This window comes from Pseudobdellovibrio exovorus JSS, assembly GCF_000348725.1.
GTDB classification, from domain to species: Bacteria; Bdellovibrionota; Bdellovibrionia; order Bdellovibrionales; family Bdellovibrionaceae; genus Pseudobdellovibrio; species Pseudobdellovibrio exovorus.
Genome location: NC_020813.1, coordinates 1 through 23984 on the forward strand (window position 1 = coordinate 1; position 23984 = coordinate 23984).

Sequence of the window (23984 nt, forward strand, 5' to 3'; positions counted from 1 at the left end):
ATGGAATTAGACAGTTTATTTTGGAATCAGATCAAAACCACCATCAAAACGAAGAATGGGGCCAATAAATTATTAGAAAATTGGCTAGACCCTATTGAGCTGATTAAGTCTGAAAAAACAGCAGATTCTTTAAAAATCACGTTTGGCGTCCCTAGTCAGTTCTTCTTCTTTTACGTTAATGAGCATTTAAAGGATAAAATCGCTCAGGAATTAAGGGAGCAATCCAATATTCCTGTCGAAATCGATTTCGTGGTTACAGGTAAAACCGCTAGTGACTACAACACCTCTTTACAAGATGTGATGCAGAATACAGAACAAGTCTTTCAGCAACCGGTACAGGTTGTGCCTGCAGGTCCTCGCCCTGTGGAAAACATCAATGAAGAGTTTACCTTTTCGACATTCGTTGTAGGTAAAAATTCTGAGTTCGCCCATGCCGCAACTTACAACGTCGCTTGTAACCCAGGTACGAATGACTACAATCCCCTCCTTATATATGGTCCTTCTGGGATGGGTAAGACGCATCTATTAAATGCGGCCGGAAATCAAATCCGTCAAAACTATCCGCACTTGCGTATTGTCTATATTTCGGCTGAAAGATTTTTGAATGAGTGTGTCTCTGCACTTCGTCGTCATGAAATGGATAAATTCCGTCAGAAATATCGTGAAAACACAGATGTTATTGTTGTCGATGACGTGCAATACATCGGACGTGGTGAAGCTGTTCAAGAAGAGTTCTTCCATATGATCAACAGCTTTATCGAAAAGAAAAAGCAAGTGGTTCTGGCCAGCGATCGTATGCCAAAAGATATTTTAGGTCTTGAAGATCGTTCGCGTACACGCCTAGAGCGCGGTTTGATTGCTGATATCACGATGCCGGATCTAGAAACTCGTTTGGCTATTTTAAGATATAAAGCTGAAAATTATAATGTGCGCTTAAATGAAGACACGATTCAGTACATTGCTAAAATTTCTAAAAAATCTATTCGTGAACTTGAAGGCAATTTAAAGAAAATAAAAATGTTCTCTGAGCTTCAAGGTCTGAGCATTAATCTGGAACTGGCGCGCAAAGTATTAGCACATCATGAAAACACAGTGACGATTAGTATTGAGGAAATTCAGCGCATCGTGGCTGAGTACTACAAGATCCGTGTTACGGATTTAAAGTCCACTAGCCGCGCTAAACCGATTGTGGTGCCTCGTCAAATTGCCATGTATTTAATCAAAAAGTTTTTAGATAAGTCGTTAGTGGATATTGGTAAAGCCTTCGGTGGCAAGGACCATACAACGGTGATTAATTCTTTGGATAAAGTCGAGAATCTACAAAACCAAGATCCTCAATTTAAGAATGATATCGATGAGTTAATCAACCAAATCCACAATGTTACTGGTTTGTAAATGTGGACTGTTGATAAAGGTGTGGATAAGGCAGTGAATAAAAATGAGGATAACTTTTTCGTGGATAACTGCTCAGATAGACGTAGTTTATTAGTTGAGATTTCCACAAATAAAAGTTAATAATTTTAAGGATTTAGTATAAAAAAGCAGTTACCCCCGCCCCTACTATTACTACTACTTTTATATATATATTATTAGGGAATTGAAGAGTATGAAAATTGAGATTCAAAAAAAAGATCTTTTAGGCCTCTTAAGCAGAACTCAAAACATTGTAGAAAAAAGAAATACAATGCCGATCTTGGTGAACGTTTTACTAGATGCCTCTGAAAATCAATTAAAGGCCTATGCAACGGACTTAGAGGTCAGCCTAACCGATCAGGTGCCTGCACAAATTAAAGAGGCTGGTAAGGTCGCTGTGAGCGCTAAGAGCCTTTTCGAAATCACGAAAGAACTTTTAGACGGACCAATCCAATTAATTAAAAAAGAAAATGACTGGTTAGAAATTAAACAGGGCAAGTTTCTTTCAAAGATCATTGGTGTGGCAGCTGAACAGTATCCAGTCTTCCCAACATACAGCTCAGAAAATTTTTCTAAAATGAATGCTGCTGAATTAAAGTTCATGATCGACAAAACAATCTACAGCGTTTCTAACGATGAAACTCGTTACCACTTGAATGGCGTTTATTTCGAGAAAGCAGACAAAGACGTAATCACCATGGTCGCAACTGATGGCCATCGTCTGAGTTTAATTAAAAAAGAATTCAAAGGTTTAGCTCTTGCTGAAAAAGTGGGTGTGATCATTCCTAAAAAAGGTTTGTTCGAAATTAAAAAATTAATCGAGTCTTCAATCGAAGATGTTTACATCGCTGTTGAAGGATCTCAATTTATTTTAAAATCTGGTTCATGTGTTTTGATGATTCGTTTGATCGAAGGTAAATATCCGAACTACAACCAGTTTATTCCACAGAAGTTTACACACAACATCGTTATTCCGCGCGATGCAATTCTATCATCACTGAAACGTGTATCACTTTTGGCTAACCAAAAATCAAAAGCGATCTTGTTAAGTTTTTCTCAGGGCCGTTTGGAAATTACATCTAACAATCCTGAATTGGGTGATGCCAAAGAAGAATTGGATATTCACTACAGCGGGCCGGATCTTAAAATCGGTTTTAACGCGCGCTACATTGAAGATGTTTTAAAAAATATTGAACAAGAGGAAGTAGAGTTCGAATTGAACGATCAGCTTTCTCCGGGCGTTTTAAAAGCTCACAAGCGTGCAGACTACATCAACGTTGTCATGCCGATGAGAATTTGATTCATCGGCTTGGATGATCGCACGTGATCATTAAATCCCTTTCAGCTTCTTTCTTTCGTAATTTTGAACAGGTGGATATTCAGTTTAATGAACGACTGAATATCATTATTGGTGATAATGGGCAGGGTAAAACCAATATCATCGAAGCTCTTTATTTACTGACCGAAGGTGAAAGTTTTCGTTACTCAAAAAATGAAAATCTAATTCAGCTTGGACAAAACGCATCTTTTATTCACACCAATATTTTGAATGAAGATCTGGATTACAAGCTCAGTATGAAGTTAACCTCTTCAAAAAAAGATATCCTCATTAACAACAAAGTTACCAACATTAATCGTCTGACTCGTTTTTCTTCAGTTTTGTTTTCACCAGAAAGTCTGAACATCATCAAAGAGAGCTCTGATGAACGCCGTCAATTGGTAGACCAACTCGTAGCGCAAACGGCTTTGAATGGTGTTGATACGATTCGTGATTACAGAAAAGTTTTAAAAACACGTAATCGCCTTTTGAAAGATATCTCTGAAGAAAAAATAGATTACCGCATGGGTTTAGACACGCTAGAAAGCTTAAATCCGGCGTTCCTGAGGCTCGCAGCCGAGCTGACCTACCTTCGCCTACAGGCCCTAGAAGACATACGCCCACAGGTCGAAATGGCGCTAAATAACATCCATTCCAGCACTTCTGTGAAATTTGATTTTGAATACGTCTTTTCTGATCAAAATCATCGCAATTCTGACCTCGAAAAATTGCTAAATTTTATGCAAAATCGCATGTCGGAACTGCAAAAAGCAGAGTTAAAATCTGGGGTCTCTTTAGTGGGTCCTCAGAAGCATGATGTCATATTCCTATATAATGGAAATGACTCACGTTTTTACTGTTCGCAAGGGCAGCAAAGATCCATCATATTAGCTTACAAAATGGCGCAAATTGTGTATCATCAGAAGGTTCACGGTTTTTATCCGTTGCTACTGTTAGATGACGTTCTGTCTGAGCTTGATTTAAGCAAGCAAGAGTCGTTGATTTCGACCCTTAATCAGACCGAAACGCAAACGTTTGTGACCACCACCGATGTGTCACTTTTATCTAAACTCAGCATGAATAAGGCCAGCGTTTTTAAAATTAAAAACGGACAAGTAGTTATCTAGTTGTTTGAACGCTAAGAAATTTCAGCAAAATAATTTTGCGAAAAAATAAAAAGGATTTTTCTGCAGCTGTGGAAAAATCTGTGAGTATGTTGATAGTGTTGACCCTTATCAACAAAGCTAAAAGGAGTCGAAATGTCTGGAATGAACACGAATGTTGACCAGCAAAAAGTTTACGGTGCTGATGATATCCAAGTCTTAGAGGGACTAGAGGCCGTAAGAAAACGTCCGGGAATGTATATCGGTGATACAACTATCCGCGGTTACCACCATCTGGTGTATGAAATTGTGGATAATGCCGTCGATGAATCTTTAGCCGGTTATTGCAAAAGAATTCTAGTAACAATTCATGCCGATGGTTCTTTATCAGTAGACGATGATGGTCGTGGGGTTCCAGTAGGTTCACATAAATCTGGTAAAGATGCTATGGAAGTGGTTTACACCGTACTTCATGCCGGTGGTAAATTCGACGGCGGAGCTTATAAAGTTTCCGGTGGTCTACATGGTGTGGGTGCTTCTGTTGTGAATGCGCTTTCATCTCGTTGCCAAGTGGAATCTCATAAAAATGGTAATCAGTATCGTCAACAGTACGAGCGTGGTATTCCACAGACTCCAGTTGAAAAAATCGGACCTACAACTCGCACGGGTACTGTCGTAACATTCAAACCCGATTTAGATATTTTCAAAGAGCCAGGAATGGCTTTTGATTTCAATACACTTTCTAATCGTTTCCGTGAAATGGCTTTCTTAAATGCAGGTCTTCATATTTGTTTGAAAGACGAACGCACAGACAAAAAAGCAGATTTCCAATACACAAGCGGTGTTGCGGAATTCGTTTCTTATTTAAATGAATCTAAAAAAGCGATTCACAACGAAGTGATCTATTTCCGTGGCGAAAAAGATAATGTCGATGTGGAAGTGGCGATGCAATGGAATGACAGTTATACAGAGTCTATCTATTGCTACGCAAATAACATCAACACATTCGAAGGTGGTACTCACCTTATCGGGTTCCGTGGTGCTTTAACAAGAACTACAAACAGCTATGCTGCTCAGAAAAATCTTTTGAAAGATTACAAAGACAGTATCGAAGGTGAAGATATTCGTGAAGGTTTAGCCGCGATTATTTCGGTAAAAGTTCGCGAGCCATTATTCGAAGGTCAGACAAAAACTAAATTAGGTAATGCGGAAGTAAAAGGTATCGTGGAATCTTTAGTTAATGAAAAATTAGCTGATTGGTTCGATCGCAACCCTTCTCCGGCAAAAACGATTGTGACGAAATGTGTGGAGGCAGCACGTGCGCGTGATGCGGCCAGAAAAGCCCGTGAATTGACTCGTCGTAAAACAGCCTTAGATGGTGGTTCATTACCAGGTAAAATGGCGGACTGCCAAGAACGCGATCCTTCTAAATGTGAATTATATCTGGTCGAGGGTGACTCGGCAGGTGGATCAGCAAAACAGGCGCGCGATCGTAAAACACAAGCTGTTTTACCTTTGAAAGGTAAAATCCTGAACGTAGAAAAAGCTCGTTTCGATAAAATGTTATCAAATGACGAGATCAAAATGATGATTTCAGCTTTGGGAACAGGAATCGGCAAAGACAACATCAATGCTGATAAAGTCCGTTATCATAAAATCATCATTATGACAGATGCCGACGTGGATGGATCACATATCCGTACACTTTTACTGACATTCTTCTATCGTCAAATGCCAGTGGTGCTTGAAAAAGGTTTTATCTACATTGCTCAACCGCCATTGTATCGTGCTAAAAAAGGCCAAAGCGAAACTTATTTGAAAGACGAAGCGGCGTTGACAGAATATCTGTTAAGCACAGGATTAGATTCTTTCAAAATCAAAGGTAAAGAAGTTGCAATAGCGGATCTTCGCCAAATGATTTTGAATATCCAAAAGTTCTATGCACTTTTAAAAGCGTCTTCAACGAAATACGATCAAGACGTATTGTACTACTTACTAACTAAAGTAGAAAAATTAGAAGATGCTTTAAGATCTGAATCAGCTTTAAAAGGAGCGGTTTCAGATATGAAAACGTGGCTGCAATCTAACCCTTCATTGGGCGTAACAGAAGTTACTGAAAACATCGCAGAACAAGATGGAAAAGTAACAGCGACTATCAACACAGTTCGCTACGCTGATCGCAAAGTAACTGTGGTGACGTCTGATTTATTGAAAGCGTCAGAAGTTATTGAACTTCGTAATTTATGGAAAGCCATCCAAGGAATTTCAGCTTTACCACTGACAATTGAACAAGGTGCTACCGAACATTCATTTGAAGACTATAACAGCTTCTTTGAACACGTGATGACGTCGACTAAAAAAGGTATCTACATCCAACGCTACAAAGGATTAGGAGAGATGAATCCCGAGCAGCTTTGGGATACGACTTTGAACCCTGAAAATCGCCGTCTGTTACGTGTCACTATCGATGATGCTGTTGCCGCTGACGAAACATTCAGTGTTTTAATGGGTGAACAAGTTGAACCGCGTAGAAAATTCATCAACGACAATGCGTTGATGGTGAAATCGTTAGACGTTTAATAAATTAACTTAGGATCGAGATAAGAAGATTATTATGGAAAATACAGATAACTCAGAAAATCAAAAAGGTGTAACCAACATCGATATCAATAAGGAAATGCGAGACGCTTATTTGCAGTACTCGATGTCCGTTATTGTGGGTCGTGCATTACCTGACGTACGTGATGGTTTAAAACCCGTTCACCGCCGTATTTTATTTGCTCAACATGAGCTTTCAAATACACACGATAAACCCTATAAAAAATCAGCCCGTGTTGTCGGTGACGTGATCGGTAAATACCATCCGCATGGTGACGTGGCTGTTTACGACACAATGGTGCGTATGGCGCAGGACTTTGCGATGCGCTTCCCGTTGATTGATGGTCAAGGTAACTTCGGTTCGGTCGACGGAGATTCTCCGGCGGCACAACGTTACACTGAAGTGCGTATGACTCGCTTGGCAGAAGAACTTTTAGCTGACATCGAAAAAGAAACGGTTCCGTTCGGGCCGAACTACGATGACTCGTTAGAAATTCCTCTGATTTTACCTGCCAAATACCCTAATCTTTTGGTTAACGGTTCTGCGGGTATCGCGGTTGGTATGGCGACGAATATTCCTCCGCACAATTTGGGCGAAGTGATCGATGGCTGTATCCACTTGATTCAAAATCCTGATTGTGGAATCGAAGAGTTAATCGAAAGAATTCCTGGTCCTGACTTCCCGACTGCAGGTCAAATCGCAGGTAAAGAAGGTATCCTTCAGGCATACCGTAAAGGTCGCGGAATCATCACGATCAAAGCAAAAACAGAAATTGAAACGAAAAAAGATCACGAAGAAATTATCGTGACTGAAATTCCGTACCAAGTGAATAAAGCAAAACTTATTGAAAGTATTGCGGACCTTGTGCGTGAAAAAACAGTGGAAGGTATTTCTGATATTCGCGATGAGTCGTCTCGTGAAGGTATGCGTATCGTGATTATCTTGAAACGTGGTGAAAACTCATCAGTGGTGTTGAACCGCCTTTATAAGTTTACACAACTTCAAGTGAGCTTTGGTATTAACATGTTAGCTTTAGATGCGAAAAACCAACCGGTAGTTTTCGATCTAAAACGTATGTTAGAAGCCTTTGTTGAACATCGTCGTGATGTTGTGACGAAGCGCTGTATCTTCGAATTAAAGAAAGCTCAAGATCGCGCTCATATCTTAGAAGGTCTGAAAAAAGCTTTAGACCATATCGATGAAGTGATCGCGACAATCCGCGCTTCTAAAGAAGCCCATGCGGCCCGCGAAGCGTTGATGCAGAAATTCTCGTTCACTGAAAGACAAGCTATTGCGATTTTAGAAATGCGCTTACAACGCCTAACAGGTTTAGAGCGCCAAAAAATCGTGGATGAGTTAGCTGAGTTGATGAAACAAATCGACTGGTTGAAGTTTGTATTATCTGATGTGCGTGAAGTTTATAAAATTATCGTAGCTGAATTAGAAGATATCAAAAAACGTTATTCAAACGAGCGCCGTACAGAAATCACTGGCGATCTTTCTGATATCGAAGATGAAGATCTAATTGCAGACGAGCCAATGGTGGTCACTGTTACTAACACAGGTTACATCAAACGTATTTCAACTGAAGAATACCGCGTACAAAAACGCGGTGGTAAAGGTCTTAAAGGGATGGAAACTCGCGAAGAGGATTACGTCACGGATATCTTTACGGCTTCAACTAAGACGATGCTGTTAGTCTTTACCGATAAAGGTAAAGTCTACTGGTGTAAGGTTCACCGCCTGCCAATGGGAACTCGTACTTCTAAAGGTAAAGCGATTGCCAATGTGGTGCAGTTGTCGCCTGGTGAAAAGGTACGTGCAATTCTTCCAGTAAATGAATTCAGTTCTAATAAAAATGTCGTGATGTTAACTGAAAAAGGTATCATCAAAAAAACGACATTGGATGCGTTCTCGAATCCACGTCAGGCAGGTATCATCGCTTTAACTACGGATCTTGATGACCAAGTAGTAGCCGTGAGTCTTTCAGATGGACAAAGCGACATTTTCATCGCCACTCGCGAAGGTATGTCGATTCGTTTCAATGAAGATGATGTGCGTGCAATGGGTCGTTCAGCTCGTGGTGTAAAAGGTATTACCTTAGCAAAAGAAGATGTCGTTGTGGCGATGGAAGTTCTTGAAAAGAACACTCCAGATACCATCTTGATGGTGACGTCTAAAGGTTATGGTAAACGCTCAGAAGTGAGCGAATACCGCGTACAAAGCAGAGGTGGTGTTGGTATTATCACTCAAAAAACAACTGATAAAGTTGGTAACGTTGTAGGAACGAAAAAAGTTTCTCCGCTACATGAGTTGATTTTATCTACAGATCAAGGCCAAGTTATCCGTATGAAAATTTCAGACATTTCTATTTTAGGTCGTAACACTCAAGGTGTACGTCTAATCAATTTGGACGAAAAGCAAGAGTTTGTTAAGGGGATTGCGGTGGTTGCTGATGAAGATAAAGCGGCCGAAGAAATCCACTAAGAATATGCGAGCGCAAATGGTTTTTCCATTTGTTGCTCGTTCGTTTCTAACCAGTGTAGTGCTATTTTTATTTTTTGGACTCAGTTCCTGCAAGCCGGCGGCAGAAAGACTGTACGCTGACGCCAATGCAGAAATTAAAAAAGGTCATTATCGTATTGCTCTAGATCTTCTAGAGCGCAGTTCTGAAATTGCAAAAGACAGCAATATAAAATATCGCTATTTATCTGAAGCTGGAAGATTAGCTCGCTTTGAAATACAAGATTACGAACGTGCCATCCGAATCTATCGACGTATTATTTTACAGTCTGAAGATGTAGAACAAAGACTGCGAGCGCAAGAAGCGATCTCAGAAATCTATTTGGAAAACCTACAAAATTACAACATGGCTTTAAAAGAGTTACAGATTCTAGAGCCACTTTTGCATGACAACGAAAAAAAAGAAAAAGTTAAATTACGAATTGCTCAGACTCTTTATTTAACGGGAAACTTTCAACAGGCTATGGAAGAAATTAAAGTTTCTTTGAAGTTTAGTGAAAAAGAAAAATTAAATTTTTTAAAAATCAAAGCTCAAGTTTTAGTAGCTCAAAAAAAATATAAGGAAGCCCTTGCTGAATATGAAAAAATTCTGCAAGCGGATGAAAAGTTTTTTGCGACTGAAAATCTTTTTATTGCGGCGTCTGTGGTGTATGAAGAAAATGAAGAGTATGCCGAAGCCCTTGCCTATTTAGACAAATACCAAGAACAAATTCCTGATAAAGCCTATCTTGAACTTCGCTACAAACGTCTTCAAGAACGTATGGTCAACAAGCCTCTATTTAAAGGAAGACGCAAGTGAAGCCCAAAAAAAACAAATACGTCATTTTCAGTGCGATTGGCTTTGAACTGGTTTCGCTTATTTTAGTGGCTATATGGGCTGGAAACTATCTGGGTGAGCGAGGTTATGGAGACGCCGCGAAGGCCTTTTGCATCCTTGCCGCCTTTTTGGTTTGGTTTATTAGTCTGATTATTAAACTTAAGAGCATTAAAAATGATTAAAAACACAGCAGTTTCGATGGTTTTATACACTTTGCTGGCTGCGGGCTTGGGATATTATCTTTACGGCCCAGATCAGGCTTTCAGTATCGCTACTGGAGGCGTGATTATGCTTCTAACTTTGATGAGTTTTGTGATTGTTTTTGCAGTGGTTTTTTATAAAAAACTTATTGCGTTAGCGGTTTTCGTCATTATATTGAAGTACGTAATTCTAGGACTGATTTTATGGAATTTAAGCTCTGCAAAGTGGCTTAAACCGATTGGCTTAATCATTGGTTTAGCTTCGTTGTTGATCGCGATTTTGGTCGCCACTTTTATGAAATCTGTATCCAAAGAAAAGCTTTAAAATGTTTCTGGAGGCTTTATGCATTTTAACTGGACGCAATTAATTCCTGGAGTAGGACACGACTATGTTCACGTAGCTACTTTGATTGTAGCTTCTGGTTTGATTATCTTGATGGGCACAGTTGCTCGTGCAAGTTTAGGTAACGGCGAAACAGCAGTTATCCCAACTGGAAAATTTTCTGTACGCGGTCTGTTCGAAGTTTTCACTGAGTACATCGGTGGATTATCTGAACAAGTGATCGGTCACCACGGAAGAAAGTTTGCTCCGTACTTCGCAGCAATCTTCACTTACATCTTATTCAACAACTTAGTGGGTATCGTTCCAGGGATGACTCCTGCGACGGAAAACTTCAATACGACTTTTGCTTTCGGTGTTTTTTCTTTCTTAGCGTACAACATCGTAGGTATTAAAGAAGGTGGTATCGGTTACTTGAAACATTTCTTGGGCCCAGTTATTTGGTTGGCTCCATTGATGTTGATCATCGAGTTGATTTCTCACGTTTTACGTCCATTAACTTTAGGTCTTCGTTTAGCGAACGTTATGACAGGTGACCACGCGGTATTATCAGTATTCTTGAACTTATCGCCAGTGGGTCCTGCGATCCCGTTCTATGCACTCGGACTGCTTGTTTGTACAATTCAAGCGTTCGTATTTACATTATTATCAATGGTCTACATAGCTCTTGCAACAGCTCACGACCACTAAAACAAAGGAGAATCACATGAAAAAGGCATTATTATTTGCCACGACTTTATTCGCTTCTTTAGCAGCTTTTGCTCAAGAAGAAACAACTGCGGTTGTTGTAGCTACTACAAACTCTAACGCTGGCTTAGTAGCATTGAGTGCTGCTATCGCTATCGGTTTAGCGGTTGTTGCTGGTACTACAGCACAAGGTAAAGCTGCTGCTGCTGCTTTAGAAGGCATCGCTCGTAACCCAGCTGCTGGTGACAAACTTTTCACGCCACTTATCTTAGCTTTGGCTCTTATCGAGTCTTTAGTTATCTTGGCGTTCCTAGTTGCGTTCATCAAAATCCCAGCTGCAACTTTCGGTTTCTAAGGTAGGCCGTACCTTATCCGGAAATATACGTGATTTGAGGTACACTAAATTAAAAACCAGTAAATACTGGAAAAAGAAAAAGGCTGATCGAAAGATCGGCCTTTTTTATTTCTACGAAGCAATCAAATAAGCTATCAAAATAATATTGTGAAATCTTGTGATTATAAAAAAGAAGCCGACGTTCAAGCCAGCTTCATGAGGGTCTATTTCTTGTAGTACCAATAGATTTCCGGATAAGGTACGGCCTACCTTAAAGGTACTGATTCACCACTGACATGATGTTGTCTTCAATGCGTTTCAAGCCGGCTTCGCTGTTAGATTCGAAACGAACAACGAGTACGGGTTGAGTGTTAGAGGCACGGCAAAGAGCCCAACCATCAGCAAAACTGATACGAATACCATCCAACAAATTCACTTTTACATCGGCGTCTTGGCTGTTTTGGAATTTTTCTTTTACTTTTTCAACGATCAAAACTTTCTTTTCTTCAGTCGTATCGATACGAACTTCTGGAGTGTTGTAAGCCGAAGGAAGTCCCGCTAATAGTTCTGGAATTGTCTTGCCTGTTTTTGCGATGATTTCGCAAAGACGTAATCCAGCATAAGGAGCATCGTCATAACCATAGTTACGATCTGCGAAGAAAATGTGTCCGCTCATTTCTCCGCCGAAAGGAGCTTTTTCAACTTTGATTTTTTCTTTTACTAAGCTGTGGCCGGTCTTCCACATAATCGGCTCACCTTCTAGACGAGCGATTTCGTGGTACATGCGATCGGAGCACTTTACATCCCCTACGATCTTCGCACCTTTTTGTGTTTGTAAAACATCGCGTGCGAAGATTGTCATAAGTTCATCACCGTAGATCATTTTACCTGTGTGATCGACAACACCGATACGATCCGCGTCTCCGTCGAATCCAATACCGCAAACGGCTCCGGTCTCTTTTACTTTTTTAGCAAGATCCACTAGATTTTTTTCTACAGTTGGATCTGGATGGTGATTAGGGAAACGTCCATCTGGCTCTTCAAAAAGAATTTCAGGTTGTAAACCAGTGACATTGTATAGGCTGCGAACGATGCTGCCCGCAGCTCCGTTACCGCAATCTAAAACAACTTTGATGGGCTTGATCTGACCGAATTCTTTTTTGTAGCGCTCAAGATATTCAGGATGAATATCGTAATTTTTAATAGAGCCTTCACCATTCAAGAAGTTTCCTGCTTGCATGACCGCTTTTAAATTTTGGATTTCTTCACCGAAAATAGTTGTTTTGCCTAAAGAGACTTTAAAACCATTGTATTCAGGAGGATTGTGACTTCCTGTCACCATGATTGCGCCGTCTAAATCCAATTGAAATGTAGAGTAGTAACAAACCGGAGTCGTCACTAAACCTAGAATATAAACTTCAGCTCCGGTTTCTTTCATCCCTTGTGATAACTTTTCAACAATGGCTACCGAAGATTGACGAGCATCGTATCCGATAGAAAGACGGCGATTTTGTTTATTTGTTTTATTAAATACATAGGTTCCGAACGCGCGACCTAATTGATAAGCGAAATCTAAATCGAATTGTTCGTTGAAAACTCCACGGATATCGTATTCGCGAAAGATAACAGGACTAAACATTTTTTGCTCCTATAAGTTTCATATTAAGTTGTATAGCTTCTGACATCGAGGCGCTATTGGCTAGATTTTTATTAAATAGCTCGACTGCGGTGCCATGATCTACACTGGTTCTGACAAAAGGTAATCCCATTGTCAAATGCACGCCGGAATCCTGTCCGTGATGCATTTTAAACGGAATTAAGCCCTGATCATGGTAAAGGCAGACAAAGACAGAGTAGCGACTCCAGTTCTTTTTAAGAAAAGCTGCATCGGGAACTAAAGGGCCGTCCACATTTTTGGGTAACTTTTTGAAAAGCCGCGTTTCTATTTTTCCCAAAAGACCTTTTTCACCAGAGTGAGGATTAAGTCCTAAAACAGCTAAATTCTTTTTTGAATTTAAAAGCTGTCGTAAATCTTCTGCCGCCTTCAGTGCGCTAGAAAAAGTTTTAGCATTTAAAGAGGCTTCGACTTTTGAAAAAGGAATATGATCTGTGGCCAGCAACACATTAAAATCGCGGCCCACAAAGGCCATGAACATCTGATTTTTCTTAAAGAGGTCTCTGAAAATTCCGGTATGTCCTAATGGTTTGCGTGGAAGCTTCGCTGTGACGGATTTTGAAAGTGGGCCTGTGACTAAAGAATCTAAGTTTCCATCACGACAAGCTTTGCTGGCATCCAGAACCCATTGAGCTTCATGCGAAGTTAAAGCTAAATCCACAAGAAGATTATCCGGCAACTTGCCTTCAACCAGATCTAGAAAATCTAAAGCTTGTTCTAAGCTGTGAAAAGTTAATCGCAGCCAGCTTTTATCGATCAATTTAAAATACTGAGGTTGCCATTTTTGTTGATCACGATGGCGAAAAATAAAAAACAGACAACGATTCTTTTTTAAAGAAGGTTTGATTTTAGAAAGAGCTTTTGCGGTGACCTCGAAACCAATGCCATCGCGATCGCCGGTGGTCAGCGCAATCTTCAATAGGGAGGCATTTGTTTTTTTTGTTGAAGGTCTATGGCGTTTCATTGTTCAGGTTTTCAATATGGGCCTGAGACTTTTTAATTTCAAACCAGTTTTTTAACTGACGTTCGAAGTTTTGTTGAACAAGTCCCGCCTTGATTTGCTCTTTTACGCGAACAAAGTTGGGATCTAGAATTGTGTTTTTAGAAAGTAATTTAATGATGTGGTAACCAGTAGAGCCTTCGATGATTCCCGATGTTTCACCAACAGAAAGGCTTTCAACTCCTCTTTCAAGAGCCGGAGCAAACTCGCCAGACTTAAATGTTCCCAACACACCATCTTTATTGGCGCCGGGCGTTTCATCCACTTGATTAGCTAAAGATTCAAAGCTTTCGCCAGCACGAAGACGTTCTGAAGCTGCGCGTGCACGAGTAAGAGCAGCTTCATCACCACCCTTACGAGTCGAGAAAAAAATCTGAGCAATACGATATTCGCTCACGCTAGGGCGATAATTCGGAGCATTGGCGCGATAAACACTGTAAGCATCTTCATCTGTGATACGTAATTTGCTGATGATATCGCGTTCAAAAAATGTCTGTCTTTCCATACGTGTTTTTAAGACGACTTTATATTGATCTACTGTGTAGCCTTGGCTTTTCATGTAGCTAGCGAATTCGGCGCTGCTCATTTGATTTTTTTTAGCCATCTGTGAAATCTCGGCCGTTACTTGTTCGTCGGCCACGGTCATATTTTGGCGTTTGATTTCAGAGTCGACTAATTTTTCGCGAATTAAAAACTCTAGCTGAGCTTTTTTATTCCCCTTTAAAGATTCTACTTTGTTACCCAAAAGCAGAGTTTCATCAACAGAACCAATACGATCAATACGCTTATCCATGTCCGCTAAATCAGACTGTAAGATAATTTCTTCATTAACGATGGTGATGATTTTGTTTACGACTTCTTTTGCATGAGCCTGTGAAGAGGCCACTAAAGACGAAAAAAACAGAAAAGAAATAGCGAATAATTTTACAAATAACATTTTCATATATACGAGTCCAAAGTGGTTATTACTGGGTTTCTACTCTAATTGACTCTAGCATATTTAGGTTTTTTTTGACCTTATATCTTTTAATTTGCTCATCGAGCCATGCCGTAAATCGCGCGGTTTCACGCAGAGCTTGAACTTCTGCTAAGACCTCGGCACGGCTTTCTTCAAAGGTTCTAATGCGAAAAGCGCGGCGTTGAAGCAGTTTGAATATATGCATGCCTTCAGACATCTTGATGGGCCCGAAGACTTCTCCGTTACGATATTTAAAGACCTTTTCTAGCTCTGGAGCCGAATCCTTTTCAACCCAGCCATAAACATCTTCAGATTCATTCGTATAGGCAGAAGAATACTTTTTGGCAACTTCAGTGAAGTTCTGCGTGCGCAACAACTTGCGGACAATTTCAGCCTGATTTTCATCATTCACCAAAATATGCGCTAATAAAACAGATTCACGCTGTTCATACTGAGTGCGATGGTTGTTGTAGTAAGATAGCAGTTCTTCTTCTGTGACGGGATTGGCTCCGGCATTAAGACTTTCAAAAAGGCGTTTTTTGCGTAAGCCAGATTCTACCTTGCTGATCCACTGAGAATAGTTCATACCTGCTTCAGCCAGTGCTTCACGAAAAGCGGCATCGGAAGGATAAGAAGAAACAAAAAACTTAACTTCTTTATCGAGCTCTTCTTTGGTGATTTTTAATTTATTTTCCTCAAACCAAAAATCAATAAAGGTAGAAATAATAAAATCATTCACAATTTGGTTTTTAAAAACAGTTAGCGTCTGTGGATCTTTAGCCGATAAAGCATCAAGATTTTTAAGTTTGGTTGCGAGCTCTTGCGAAAAATCCTGAGCCGACAACTGTGCATTTTCAATTTTAACAATGGGCTTAGTCAGAATTTTGTTCGAGATGAAATCACAAGAACTTAAAAACGAAAACGCCCCAACAAGAATAATGGGGCGAAGATAAGTCAACTTAACCGACTGGCGAGTCGACTTATGAGTTGATCTATTAGTCAACAAGGCTCGAGTTAACATTTATTTGGTAGTTCTTTTTAATTTGATTAAAGAAAGCATCGAATACGGCTTTACGTTTAACGTCGAATACAGCCATACGAATTTCACGTTTAGGAGCCTCTTCGTAACTGCGTCTTCCTGTCATTTTCACAATGTGGTAACCGAATGCAGTTTCAACAAGGTTAGATGAGATCTCGCCATTTTTTAAACCGATAACGGCATTGTAATAGGCTGGAACCAATGATGTCTTTGACTGCCAACCGACGTCTCCGCCTAAGTTTTTAGTTGTGATGTCGTCCGAGTAAAGACGAACAAGTTCTTCAAAGCTTCTTTTCGAAGAGCGAACTTCTTTCAAGATATCTTCTGCACGCTTACGAGCTTCAGCACGTTGTGCTGCCGTTGCACCAGGTTTCACTTCAATCAAGATATCAGAAAGACGAATCTGAGGGTTTTGCGCGTACCATGCACGCATTTCACCATCTGTGATCGTGTTGTTTTCGATTTTATTACCCAATTCTTTTTCTAGAAAAACTTTGTAAAGCTCTTGGTTTACACGTTCTTGAAACACAGGATCTTTTTCGACTCCGCGTTTACGCGCTTCCTGTACACCCACTTCAAAGCGAACAAGCTCTTCTAAGAAAGTTTTTTTATCAGGAGGGTTAACTAGAACTTGGCTTGCAACTTCATTATATTTTTTATTGAACTCACCCAAAGTGATTCTTTTGCTGCCGACTGTAGCAACGACTGTGTTGTCGTTTCTTTGTTGAGCTTGTTGCTGCGCAAAGACAGTAGAAGAAGCAAATAGAGTAACGAATAAAATCCATTTCATAGGCATCAATCCTTTGTTGTCATTCCAACCTAAATGTTAACGCCTAATTGTGGAAACACCAAACAAATCGGCAGCTTGCTGCCTAGCCCCAAACAATTGGTCCTGTAGCTTTTTTGCAAGCTCTGGCGAGCGAGGATCATCGGCTTTCGTGATTGGGCCCAAAGGTCCAGTCCAGACGATCACGACCCTAGCAAAAGGTTTAGGAAAATAAGTTTGATTCCACGAGCGAGGAAATCTCCATGCAGATTCACAGTAAGCTCCACCGGAATAAATTTCTGATTTCATCAAGCGCGACATTTCAAAAATTCCCGGCTTCACTTCGTAGATAGGTCCTTTTGGTCCATCAACAGCGACACCACAGCTCGAACCATTTTTTGTTAGCTCGATTAAACCTTTCAGCGCCGAAACTCCACCGCGGGTCGAAGAGCCTCGCGAAGTTTTTCCACCAAAAAGTTTATAGATGGTGTTCATCATTTCGCCGTCTTTGCTTGTGGAAATCATCGTGGATAAGCGGTAACGGCGAACTAAAAAAAGCAAAGCGATTTCGTCCCCGTGAAAATGGGCTAAAACAAAGGAGGTTTTATTTTTAAGATGATTCTTTAAAGATTCAGGTTCGTGAAGCTCTATGCGCCAGCTCCACGAAATCAGTCGGTAAATCAACCAAACGATCGAACCGACTAAAATTCCACGAAGCTTATGCCACATACGGATTACACCAAAAGCCCACTAAAATTAGTGAGCTAGGATTTTTTTGAATTCTTCAGTTAATTTCGGAACGATTTCAAAAGCATCACCTACGATTCCGTAAGTTGCCTTTTGGAAGATCGGTGCATTTGGATCGTTGTTAATAGCTACGATCACTTTACTTCCGCTCATTCCCGCTAAATGTTGAATCGCGCCCGAAATACCAACCGCAATGTACAAAGTCGGAGCCACAGTTTTACCTGTTTGACCCACTTGCATTGAGTGTCCAACCCAGCCAGCATCCACAACGGCACGAGACGCACCAACGGTTGCCCCCAGTACAGACGCCAAGTCATTTAACATAGAAAAGTTAGCCGCTTCTTTTAAACCACGACCACCAGAAACAACAACGTTAGCTTCTGTTAAATCTAATTTTTCAGAGGCACCTTTAACGACTTCTTTAATCAAAGTTTTTAAGCTTGGTTTTGTGAACGCATGTTCAGTGATAGTTGCTGTTTTAGATGTATCGGCTGCTGCTACAGGTAATTGATTGGCGCGCATCAAGACGATTTTAGTTGCGGCGTTTTCAAATTGAGCTGTTGCAAAACATTTTCCAGCGTACATTGGTTTTTTAACTTTAACATCATCACCAGAAACAGTGATTTCAGTTCCGTCAGAAACAACGCCGGCACCGATTTTAGCAGCTACACGTGGGAAAAGATCTTTACCAGAAGAAGAAGCAGAAGCGAGTACAAGGCTGGCTCCGGCTTGTTGAATAGCTTCTGCCGCAGCAACCGAGAATAACTCTGGATTGTAAGCGTCGTAAGCTGTGTCTGCACACAATAGAACTTCTTGAGCTCCGTGATGTGCCAATTGAGCTGCGCCTGTTTTAGCTTGAGATCCTAAAGCTAAAGCAACAACGGGCTTCCCTGTTGTGGCAGCAAACTGTAAAAGCTCTTGTGAGCTACGTTTAAGGTTTCCATTTTGAAATTCAGTAAAAACTAAAACTTTAGACATGTGATAATCCTTTTAACTTTCAGAGTTATAATACTTTCGCTTCATCGCGAAGAGCCGTGATCAACTGAGACACCTGTGAAGCCGCATCGCCAGTTAAAAGTTTAACTGCCGGTTTTTCTGGTGGCAGAGAGAATCCTGCGTATTTAACTTTTTGTTCAGTTCCAGCAATCCCTAAAGATGAAAATTCAACTTCTTTGATCACTTTCTTTTTTGCTTTCATAATTCCTGGAAGGCTGGCGTAACGAGGCATATTTAAGCCTTTATTCGCTGCGATCAAAGATGGGTTCACCATTTGAACGACTTCTTTAGCTCCACCTTCAACATCGCGCTCAACAGTTACATTTTCAGCTGTATACTCTGTTTTAGAAACGACACTTGTGTGTGGGATGTTTAAAAATTCAGCTACCATTTGTGGAACTGAAGATTGGTTGGCATCGATAGACAACTTACCAGCGAAGATTAAATGAGCTCCGCCTTCTGCTGTGATCGCTTGAGCCAAGGCTTTGGCTGTAGAATAGGCATCTAGGTTTTCAGGAGAGTTGATCACGATGGCTTCATCAGCACCCATCGCTAAAGCTGTTCTTAAAGCTTCAACGGCACGAGCTTTCGGGCCAGAAGTGATGGCAAAAACTTGGGCACCGGCATTTTTTTCTTTAAATTTAACAGCCTCTTCAACGGCATGTTCATCATAAGGGTTCATAACCCATTTAATTCCGGCCGTATCAATACCCGATCCGTCCGCTGCGATTTTAATTTTTGTTTCAGTATCTGGCACCTGTTTCAGGCAGACAAAAATCTTCATAAAAAACCTCTCAATGTTTAAGCTCTTAGTCTTATCCGAAGTGTGAAATAACATGAACCAATTAGTGAATGAAAGCCCAAATTAACATGTTGCAAAACATCCGACTAAAGTCAGGTGTGTAAAGTGACAAGATTACCCGCGAGGAGTAAGTTGAAAAGTAAATGATAATGGAATCGTAGAAAACGAATACCTAAGGAAACCACTATGTTGCAGTTTTTGAAGTCGACCGTTGGTCGCAAGTACCTCATGGGCCTGACAGGTCTTGTGTGGATGGGTTTTATCTTCGGTCATATGGCCGGAAATATGCTGATTTTTGTCAGCGCAGATGCATTCAATGCCTACGGGCACGCGATTGTTTCAAACAAGTTATTGCTTTATGGAACAGAAGCGGTGTTGAGCGCAGCGATTTTAGTTCACATCGTAACAGCTATCAGCTTAACGATTGAAAACCGCAAATCAAAAGGTTCTCGTTATGCGGTTGCGCCGAATAAGCAAAAGGCACCTGTTTTGGCGTCTCGCTTTATGGCGGCTCAGGGGTCGGCGATTTTAGCTTTTATTATTATTCATTTGATCACGTTTAAATACGGTCAGTACTATGAAACAACAGTTAATGGTGTGGTGATGCGTGATCTTCATAAGTTGGTTGTAGAAAGCTTTCAGGTTCCAGCGTACACAGTTTGGTACTTAGTCGCGCTTGTTTTACTTTTTTTCCACTTAAGTCACGGAGCCGCTTCGATCTTTCAATCGTTCGGATTTCTTGAGCGCAAAATGCAATCGGGAATCAAAAAGTTCGCGTGGGCCTATGCGATTGTTGTGGCCGGTGGTTTTATCTCTCAACCTTTATATGTTTTCTTCTTTTACAGATAGGCGAAGAATATGTCAGTGATTTTAGATAGCAAAATTCCAAGCGGTTCGATTGATAAAAAATGGACGGATCACAAGTTCAAAATCAAATTAGTAAATCCAGCGAATAAAAGAAAACACAGCGTGATCGTTGTGGGAACTGGCTTAGCAGGAGCTTCTGCGGCGGCTTCTTTGGGTGAGCTGGGTTATCGTGTAAAAGCTTTTTGTGTGCATGAGTCTCCGCGCCGCGCCCACTCGGTAGCAGCACAGGGTGGTATCAACGCCGCTAAAAATTACCAAAATGATGGCGACTCGATCTATCGTCTTTTCTATGACACAGTTAAAGGCGGAGACTTCCGCGCACGCGAAGCTAACGTTTATCGTCTAGCAGAAGTTTCTGTAAACATCATCGACCAAGCGGTAGCACAAGGTGTTCCACTGGCGCGTGATTACGGCGGATTATTAGCCAATCGCTCTTTCGGTGGAGCGCAAGTTTCCAGAACATTCTATGCTCGCGGACAAACAGGACAGCAATTGTTGTTGGGTGCGTACTCGTCGATGATGAGACAAGTTGACCTTGGCAATGTGCAGTTGAACTCTCGTCGCGAGATGTTGGATTTAGTTGTGATTGATGGAAAAGCGCGTGGAATTATTGTGCGCAATCTGTTGACGGGCGAACTGGAATCACATGTTGCAGACGCGGTGATTTTGGCAACCGGTGGCTACTCAAACGTATTCTATCTTTCTACAAATGCGATGGCCTGTGCGGTAACAGCTGCATGGAAAGCTCACAAACAAGGCTCTTATTTTGCAAACCCTTGTTACACGCAAATCCACCCGACTTGTATTCCTGTTCATGGTGAAAACCAGTCGAAATTAACATTGATGTCTGAGTCATTACGTAATGACGGACGCGTTTGGGTTTCTAAAAAACAAGGCGATATGCGCCGTCCATCAGAAATCCCTGAAAATGAAAGAGATTACTACTTAGAGCGTATTTACCCGAGCTTCGGTAACTTGGCTCCGCGTGACGTTTCGTCCCGCCAAGCGAAGTTCCGCGTTGATGAAGGTCACGGGGCACAAGGTGAACAAGCGGTTTACTTGGATTTCAAAGACAGTATCAACCGCCTTGGCGAAGATAAAATTGCTGAGCGCTATGGAAATCTGTTCCAGATGTACGACAAAATCACAGGTGAAAATCCATACAAACAACCAATGCGCATCTACCCTGCTCCTCACTACACCATGGGTGGCTTGTGGGTGGACTACAACTTAATGAGTACAATTCCAGGTCTATTTGTTGCCGGCGAAGCGAACTTCTCGGATCACGGAGCGAACAGATTGGGAGCTTCGGCATTGATGCAAGGTCTAGCAGATGGTTACTTCGTGTTGCCATACACAGTGGGTGATTACATCGCTAATCATAAATTCACTGAGATCAAAGACAATCACGATGCTCTTCGTACAGCTGAAGAAAACGTAGAAAAAGAAATCAAACACATGATGAGTATCCAAGGAACTCGCACGGTGGAAAGCCTGCATAAAGAGTTAGGTCGTATCATGTGGAACAAATGCGGAATGTCTCGTAACAAAGCGGGCTTAACAGAAGCGATTGGTGAAATTGCAGCCTTAAGAAAAACATTCTGGAATGAAGTTCGTATCCCAGGTGCAGCTAACGAGGTGAACACTGAGTTAGAAAAAGCAGGCCGCGTAGCGGACTTCTTAGAGCTTGGCGAATTGATGTGTCGTGATGCTTTGGTGCGCGAAGAATCTTGTGGTGGTCACTTCCGTGACGAACACCAAGTAGACGGCGAAGCCAAGCGTGATGACGAAAACTTCTGCCACGTAGCTGCGTGGGAGTGGAATGGTGATGCTGACAAAGCACAGACACGCCACACAGAAGAGTTGAAATTTGATAACGTTCACTTAGCGACAAGATCGTATAAATAAGCTAAAGACAAGGCAGATGACGATGGAAGCGAAAAAAAATATCAATCTGAAGTTAAAAGTATGGCGTCAAAAAGGTGCTGGAACCAAAGGTCAGTTCGTAACTTATGAAGCGAATGGTATCTCTCCGGACGCCTCTTTTTTAGAGATGTTAGACTATGTCAATGAAGGCCTTATCCAAAAAGGTGATGATCCAATCGTATTCGACCATGATTGCCGTGAAGGTATCTGTGGAAGCTGCGGTTTTATGATCAATGGAAATGCTCATGGACCTGAACGTGGAACAACGGTCTGTCAGCTTCACATGCGTCACTTCAAAGATGGCGAAGAGCTTGTCCTTGAACCATGGAGAGCCAAAGCATTCCCAATCATTAAAGACTTGATGTGTGACCGCTCAGCCCTAGATCGCATTATCTCATCTGGTGGATACATCTCTGTTAATACTGGAAATGCACAAGATGCGAATAACTTACCAATTCCTAAACCAGATGCAGACGAGGCGTTCTTGTCGGCAGCTTGTATCGGTTGTGGAGCCTGCGTCGCTTCTTGTAAAAACGCCTCTGCGGCTCTGTTTACAAGTGCGAAGATCACTCACATGGCTTTACTTCCTCAAGGTAAGGTCGAGCGCGGTCAACGTGCTTTGAACATGGTTTCACAAATGGATGCAGAGGGCTTTGGTGCTTGTACAAGTACAGGGGCTTGCTCGGCTTCATGTCCAAAGGATATTTCATTAATCAATATCGCGAAAATGAACCGCGAATACCTATTAGCGACCATCACCCAGAAGGAAGAGATGGCCGAAGGTGGGGCTGGCTAGGTGCCAGGCCCTGTTTACGGACGCACTGCCAAAAAGGGAGCGACAAGCTCCCTTTTTATTTTGTATAATCGCATTAAAGGAGTTTAAGGATGAACGACTTTATTAAGATCTTTTTGGTTCTTTGTGGCGTTGTGGCCTCGTTTTTATTTGGTCGTAGTTTTGGTGAAAAGACTTTCAAAGAAACACCGGATTACAGATCTGTTGTGCAAAGTAATGAAGAATTAAACTTTGCTCGCAGTGATTTAGAAAACATCAAAATCAAATTACAAAACGTCACCGACACGGCCGCCAACAAAAAAACGGATGAGCTGTTAACACAGATCTTTCAAATTTTTGAATCGGACATGGGTTTAAAAATCCAAAATAAAGATCAGATCGTACAAAAAGCGGCTGATGTCGCAAAGACAGCCGAAGAAAAAACAACCGCATTGGCTGCTGCCGAGGCAAAACTAAAATCGGTAGCCACCGCTGCAAATGATGAAAAAAAAGAAGACACTCAAGAAGCCGAAAAGTCAGCTGTTCGTACAGCGAAAAATTGGACGCGCACGAATCTGAACAAGTTTAAATCTTACGAGTGGATGGTGACAAACTCTTCTGGAAACACATCGACACTGAGCGATCTTAAAAAAGTTCAGATCCGCAATATCGCCTCTTTTTTACGAGATGCCGAGGTAGCGGATACACAGTGTGAAAGCTTCTATGGATCTTACAAAGGCAGCGTGCGCGACATCGACAATCGCTATTTTGGTTCGATGGAATTTGAGTTAAAACGCAACGAAGACAGCGAAAATCTTGCCGGAAAAGTTTCATGGTACAACAACGATCAAGCCTTTTCTGAAAATCTACGCAATGACTGTGGTAAAAAAATAGATGGACTCAGTGGGCGTGTCTTTTCGATCAGTGCCGATAAATACGTGCAGATCTACAAACTCAATAACTTCGACAAAACTGCCGGAAACTTCTACGAAGTTCTACCCAACGGCACAACGAAGATCATCGGATCTTTTGTGTTGAATCGTGTGGATAAGTTTTAACAGACAAATTTTAAGCCTTCCGAAGCTTCAGACAGCTGTAAAAT

22 protein-coding genes are annotated in these 23984 nt (G+C 41.3%); 14 read left to right on the top strand and 8 right to left on the bottom strand.

Features of this window, described 5'->3' with window-relative positions; translation table 11 throughout:
- The 10 genes from dnaA to A11Q_RS00050 all read left to right on the top strand — a co-directional run bounded on the left by dnaA (nucleotide 1) and on the right by A11Q_RS00050 (nucleotide 11355).
- Complete coding sequence (dnaA, locus tag A11Q_RS00005) at nucleotides 1-1395, top strand: chromosomal replication initiator protein DnaA (RefSeq protein ID WP_015468711.1); 1395 nt, start codon at nucleotides 1-3, stop codon at nucleotides 1393-1395.
- A 211-nt stretch (nucleotides 1396-1606) separates the two neighbouring features.
- Nucleotides 1607-2713, top strand: coding sequence for a DNA polymerase III subunit beta (dnaN, locus tag A11Q_RS00010; RefSeq protein WP_015468712.1), 1107 nt, complete (start codon nucleotides 1607-1609; stop codon nucleotides 2711-2713).
- A 23-nt stretch (nucleotides 2714-2736) separates the two neighbouring features.
- On the top strand, nucleotides 2737-3858 hold the full coding sequence (gene recF, locus A11Q_RS00015; protein WP_015468713.1) for a DNA replication/repair protein RecF: 1122 nt from the start codon (nucleotides 2737-2739) through the stop codon (nucleotides 3856-3858).
- A gap of 132 nt (nucleotides 3859-3990) precedes the next feature.
- On the top strand, nucleotides 3991-6414 hold the full coding sequence (gene gyrB, locus A11Q_RS00020) for a DNA topoisomerase (ATP-hydrolyzing) subunit B (RefSeq protein WP_015468714.1): 2424 nt from the start codon (nucleotides 3991-3993) through the stop codon (nucleotides 6412-6414).
- A gap of 34 nt (nucleotides 6415-6448) precedes the next feature.
- Complete coding sequence (gene gyrA, locus A11Q_RS00025) at nucleotides 6449-8920, top strand: DNA gyrase subunit A (RefSeq protein WP_015468715.1); 2472 nt, start codon at nucleotides 6449-6451, stop codon at nucleotides 8918-8920.
- On the top strand, nucleotides 8889-9755 hold the full coding sequence (locus tag A11Q_RS00030) for a tetratricopeptide repeat protein (protein WP_148284903.1): 867 nt from the start codon (nucleotides 8889-8891) through the stop codon (nucleotides 9753-9755). Before gyrA ends, A11Q_RS00030 begins: the two co-directional genes overlap by 32 nt.
- Nucleotides 9752-9955 (top strand): hypothetical protein, encoded by a 204-nt coding sequence (locus tag A11Q_RS00035; protein ID WP_015468717.1) that lies wholly within the window; start codon nucleotides 9752-9754, stop codon nucleotides 9953-9955. Before A11Q_RS00030 ends, A11Q_RS00035 begins: the two co-directional genes overlap by 4 nt.
- Nucleotides 9948-10298, top strand: coding sequence for a hypothetical protein (locus tag A11Q_RS00040; protein ID WP_015468718.1), 351 nt, complete (start codon nucleotides 9948-9950; stop codon nucleotides 10296-10298). Before A11Q_RS00035 ends, A11Q_RS00040 begins: the two co-directional genes overlap by 8 nt.
- An 18-nt stretch (nucleotides 10299-10316) precedes the next feature.
- Entirely contained in the window at nucleotides 10317-11003 is a 687-nt protein-coding gene (gene atpB / locus A11Q_RS00045; RefSeq protein ID WP_015468719.1) for a F0F1 ATP synthase subunit A, read from the top strand.
- A gap of 16 nt (nucleotides 11004-11019) precedes the next feature.
- The gene (locus A11Q_RS00050) at nucleotides 11020-11355 is read left to right on the top strand and encodes an ATP synthase F0 subunit C (protein WP_015468720.1); all 336 of its coding nucleotides are present in this window, start codon (nucleotides 11020-11022) and stop codon (nucleotides 11353-11355) included.
- A gap of 250 nt (nucleotides 11356-11605) precedes the next feature.
- Here the strand turns inward: A11Q_RS00050 and A11Q_RS00055 are convergent, their stop codons facing one another.
- The 8 genes from A11Q_RS00055 to A11Q_RS00090 are packed head-to-tail and all read right to left on the bottom strand — an operon-like array spanning nucleotide 11606 to nucleotide 19299.
- Entirely contained in the window at nucleotides 11606-12973 is a 1368-nt protein-coding gene (locus A11Q_RS00055; RefSeq protein ID WP_015468721.1) for a phosphomannomutase/phosphoglucomutase, read from the bottom strand.
- Nucleotides 12966-13973 carry a 4-hydroxythreonine-4-phosphate dehydrogenase PdxA gene (locus A11Q_RS00060; RefSeq protein WP_015468722.1) on the bottom strand — a complete coding sequence of 336 codons (1008 nt, stop codon included), beginning with the start codon at nucleotides 13971-13973 and terminating at the stop codon, nucleotides 12966-12968. The genes A11Q_RS00055 and A11Q_RS00060 overlap by 8 nt, the downstream gene beginning before the upstream one ends.
- A complete protein-coding gene (locus A11Q_RS00065) occupies nucleotides 13960-14952 on the bottom strand; it encodes a peptidylprolyl isomerase (RefSeq protein WP_015468723.1) in 993 nt (330 codons plus the stop codon). Before A11Q_RS00065 ends, A11Q_RS00060 begins: the two co-directional genes overlap by 14 nt.
- A gap of 22 nt (nucleotides 14953-14974) precedes the next feature.
- Nucleotides 14975-15988 carry a peptidylprolyl isomerase gene (locus tag A11Q_RS00070; RefSeq protein ID WP_015468724.1) on the bottom strand — a complete coding sequence of 338 codons (1014 nt, stop codon included), beginning with the start codon at nucleotides 15986-15988 and terminating at the stop codon, nucleotides 14975-14977.
- Nucleotides 15963-16796 (bottom strand): peptidylprolyl isomerase, encoded by an 834-nt coding sequence (locus A11Q_RS00075; RefSeq protein ID WP_015468725.1) that lies wholly within the window; start codon nucleotides 16794-16796, stop codon nucleotides 15963-15965. The genes A11Q_RS00070 and A11Q_RS00075 overlap by 26 nt, the downstream gene beginning before the upstream one ends.
- A 36-nt stretch (nucleotides 16797-16832) precedes the next feature.
- A complete protein-coding gene (locus tag A11Q_RS00080; RefSeq protein WP_015468726.1) occupies nucleotides 16833-17501 on the bottom strand; it encodes a lysophospholipid acyltransferase family protein in 669 nt (222 codons plus the stop codon).
- 27 nt (nucleotides 17502-17528) lie between these two features.
- Complete coding sequence (locus tag A11Q_RS00085; protein WP_015468727.1) at nucleotides 17529-18497, bottom strand: electron transfer flavoprotein subunit alpha/FixB family protein; 969 nt, start codon at nucleotides 18495-18497, stop codon at nucleotides 17529-17531.
- A gap of 25 nt (nucleotides 18498-18522) precedes the next feature.
- A complete protein-coding gene (locus A11Q_RS00090) occupies nucleotides 18523-19299 on the bottom strand; it encodes an electron transfer flavoprotein subunit beta/FixA family protein (RefSeq protein ID WP_015468728.1) in 777 nt (258 codons plus the stop codon).
- A gap of 204 nt (nucleotides 19300-19503) precedes the next feature.
- Here A11Q_RS00090 and A11Q_RS00095 point away from each other — a divergent pair, with 204 nt between their 5' ends.
- The 4 genes from A11Q_RS00095 to A11Q_RS00110 all read left to right on the top strand — a co-directional run bounded on the left by A11Q_RS00095 (nucleotide 19504) and on the right by A11Q_RS00110 (nucleotide 23940).
- Nucleotides 19504-20166, top strand: a complete 663-nt coding sequence (locus A11Q_RS00095) for a succinate dehydrogenase cytochrome b subunit (RefSeq protein WP_015468729.1) — start codon at nucleotides 19504-19506, stop codon at nucleotides 20164-20166.
- 15 nt (nucleotides 20167-20181) lie between these two features.
- Nucleotides 20182-22092: a fumarate reductase/succinate dehydrogenase flavoprotein subunit gene (locus A11Q_RS00100; protein WP_041575342.1), complete on the top strand. Its 1911-nt coding sequence runs from the start codon at nucleotides 20182-20184 to the stop codon at nucleotides 22090-22092.
- Between the two features lie 22 nt (nucleotides 22093-22114).
- Entirely contained in the window at nucleotides 22115-22906 is a 792-nt protein-coding gene (locus A11Q_RS00105) for a succinate dehydrogenase/fumarate reductase iron-sulfur subunit (protein WP_015468731.1), read from the top strand.
- 89 nt (nucleotides 22907-22995) lie between these two features.
- Entirely contained in the window at nucleotides 22996-23940 is a 945-nt protein-coding gene (locus A11Q_RS00110) for a hypothetical protein (protein ID WP_015468732.1), read from the top strand.
- Nucleotides 23941-23984: the final 44 nt, after the last annotated feature.

What these genes read in the sequence shown, in the direction of transcription:
- dnaA (WP_015468711.1), top strand. Translation starts at nt 1, where the DNA reads ATGGAATTAGACAGTTTATTTTGGAATCAGATCAAAACCACCATCAAA.
- dnaN (WP_015468712.1), top strand. Translation starts at nt 1,607, where the DNA reads ATGAAAATTGAGATTCAAAAAAAAGATCTTTTAGGCCTCTTAAGCAGA.
- gyrB (WP_015468714.1), top strand. Translation starts at nt 3,991, where the DNA reads ATGTCTGGAATGAACACGAATGTTGACCAGCAAAAAGTTTACGGTGCT.
- gyrA (WP_015468715.1), top strand. Translation starts at nt 6,449, where the DNA reads ATGGAAAATACAGATAACTCAGAAAATCAAAAAGGTGTAACCAACATC.
- A11Q_RS00030 (WP_148284903.1), top strand. Translation starts at nt 8,889, where the DNA reads ATGAAGATAAAGCGGCCGAAGAAATCCACTAAGAATATGCGAGCGCAA.
- A11Q_RS00040 (WP_015468718.1), top strand. Translation starts at nt 9,948, where the DNA reads ATGATTAAAAACACAGCAGTTTCGATGGTTTTATACACTTTGCTGGCT.
- atpB (WP_015468719.1), top strand. Translation starts at nt 10,317, where the DNA reads ATGCATTTTAACTGGACGCAATTAATTCCTGGAGTAGGACACGACTAT.
- A11Q_RS00050 (WP_015468720.1), top strand. Translation starts at nt 11,020, where the DNA reads ATGAAAAAGGCATTATTATTTGCCACGACTTTATTCGCTTCTTTAGCA.
- A11Q_RS00055 (WP_015468721.1), bottom strand. Translation starts at nt 12,973, where the DNA reads ATGTTTAGTCCTGTTATCTTTCGCGAATACGATATCCGTGGAGTTTTC.
- A11Q_RS00060 (WP_015468722.1), bottom strand. Translation starts at nt 13,973, where the DNA reads ATGAAACGCCATAGACCTTCAACAAAAAAAACAAATGCCTCCCTATTG.
- A11Q_RS00065 (WP_015468723.1), bottom strand. Translation starts at nt 14,952, where the DNA reads ATGAAAATGTTATTTGTAAAATTATTCGCTATTTCTTTTCTGTTTTTT.
- A11Q_RS00070 (WP_015468724.1), bottom strand. Translation starts at nt 15,988, where the DNA reads ATGTTAACTCGAGCCTTGTTGACTAATAGATCAACTCATAAGTCGACT.
- A11Q_RS00075 (WP_015468725.1), bottom strand. Translation starts at nt 16,796, where the DNA reads ATGAAATGGATTTTATTCGTTACTCTATTTGCTTCTTCTACTGTCTTT.
- A11Q_RS00080 (WP_015468726.1), bottom strand. Translation starts at nt 17,501, where the DNA reads ATGTGGCATAAGCTTCGTGGAATTTTAGTCGGTTCGATCGTTTGGTTG.
- A11Q_RS00085 (WP_015468727.1), bottom strand. Translation starts at nt 18,497, where the DNA reads ATGTCTAAAGTTTTAGTTTTTACTGAATTTCAAAATGGAAACCTTAAA.
- A11Q_RS00090 (WP_015468728.1), bottom strand. Translation starts at nt 19,299, where the DNA reads ATGAAGATTTTTGTCTGCCTGAAACAGGTGCCAGATACTGAAACAAAA.
- A11Q_RS00095 (WP_015468729.1), top strand. Translation starts at nt 19,504, where the DNA reads ATGTTGCAGTTTTTGAAGTCGACCGTTGGTCGCAAGTACCTCATGGGC.
- A11Q_RS00105 (WP_015468731.1), top strand. Translation starts at nt 22,115, where the DNA reads ATGGAAGCGAAAAAAAATATCAATCTGAAGTTAAAAGTATGGCGTCAA.
- A11Q_RS00110 (WP_015468732.1), top strand. Translation starts at nt 22,996, where the DNA reads ATGAACGACTTTATTAAGATCTTTTTGGTTCTTTGTGGCGTTGTGGCC.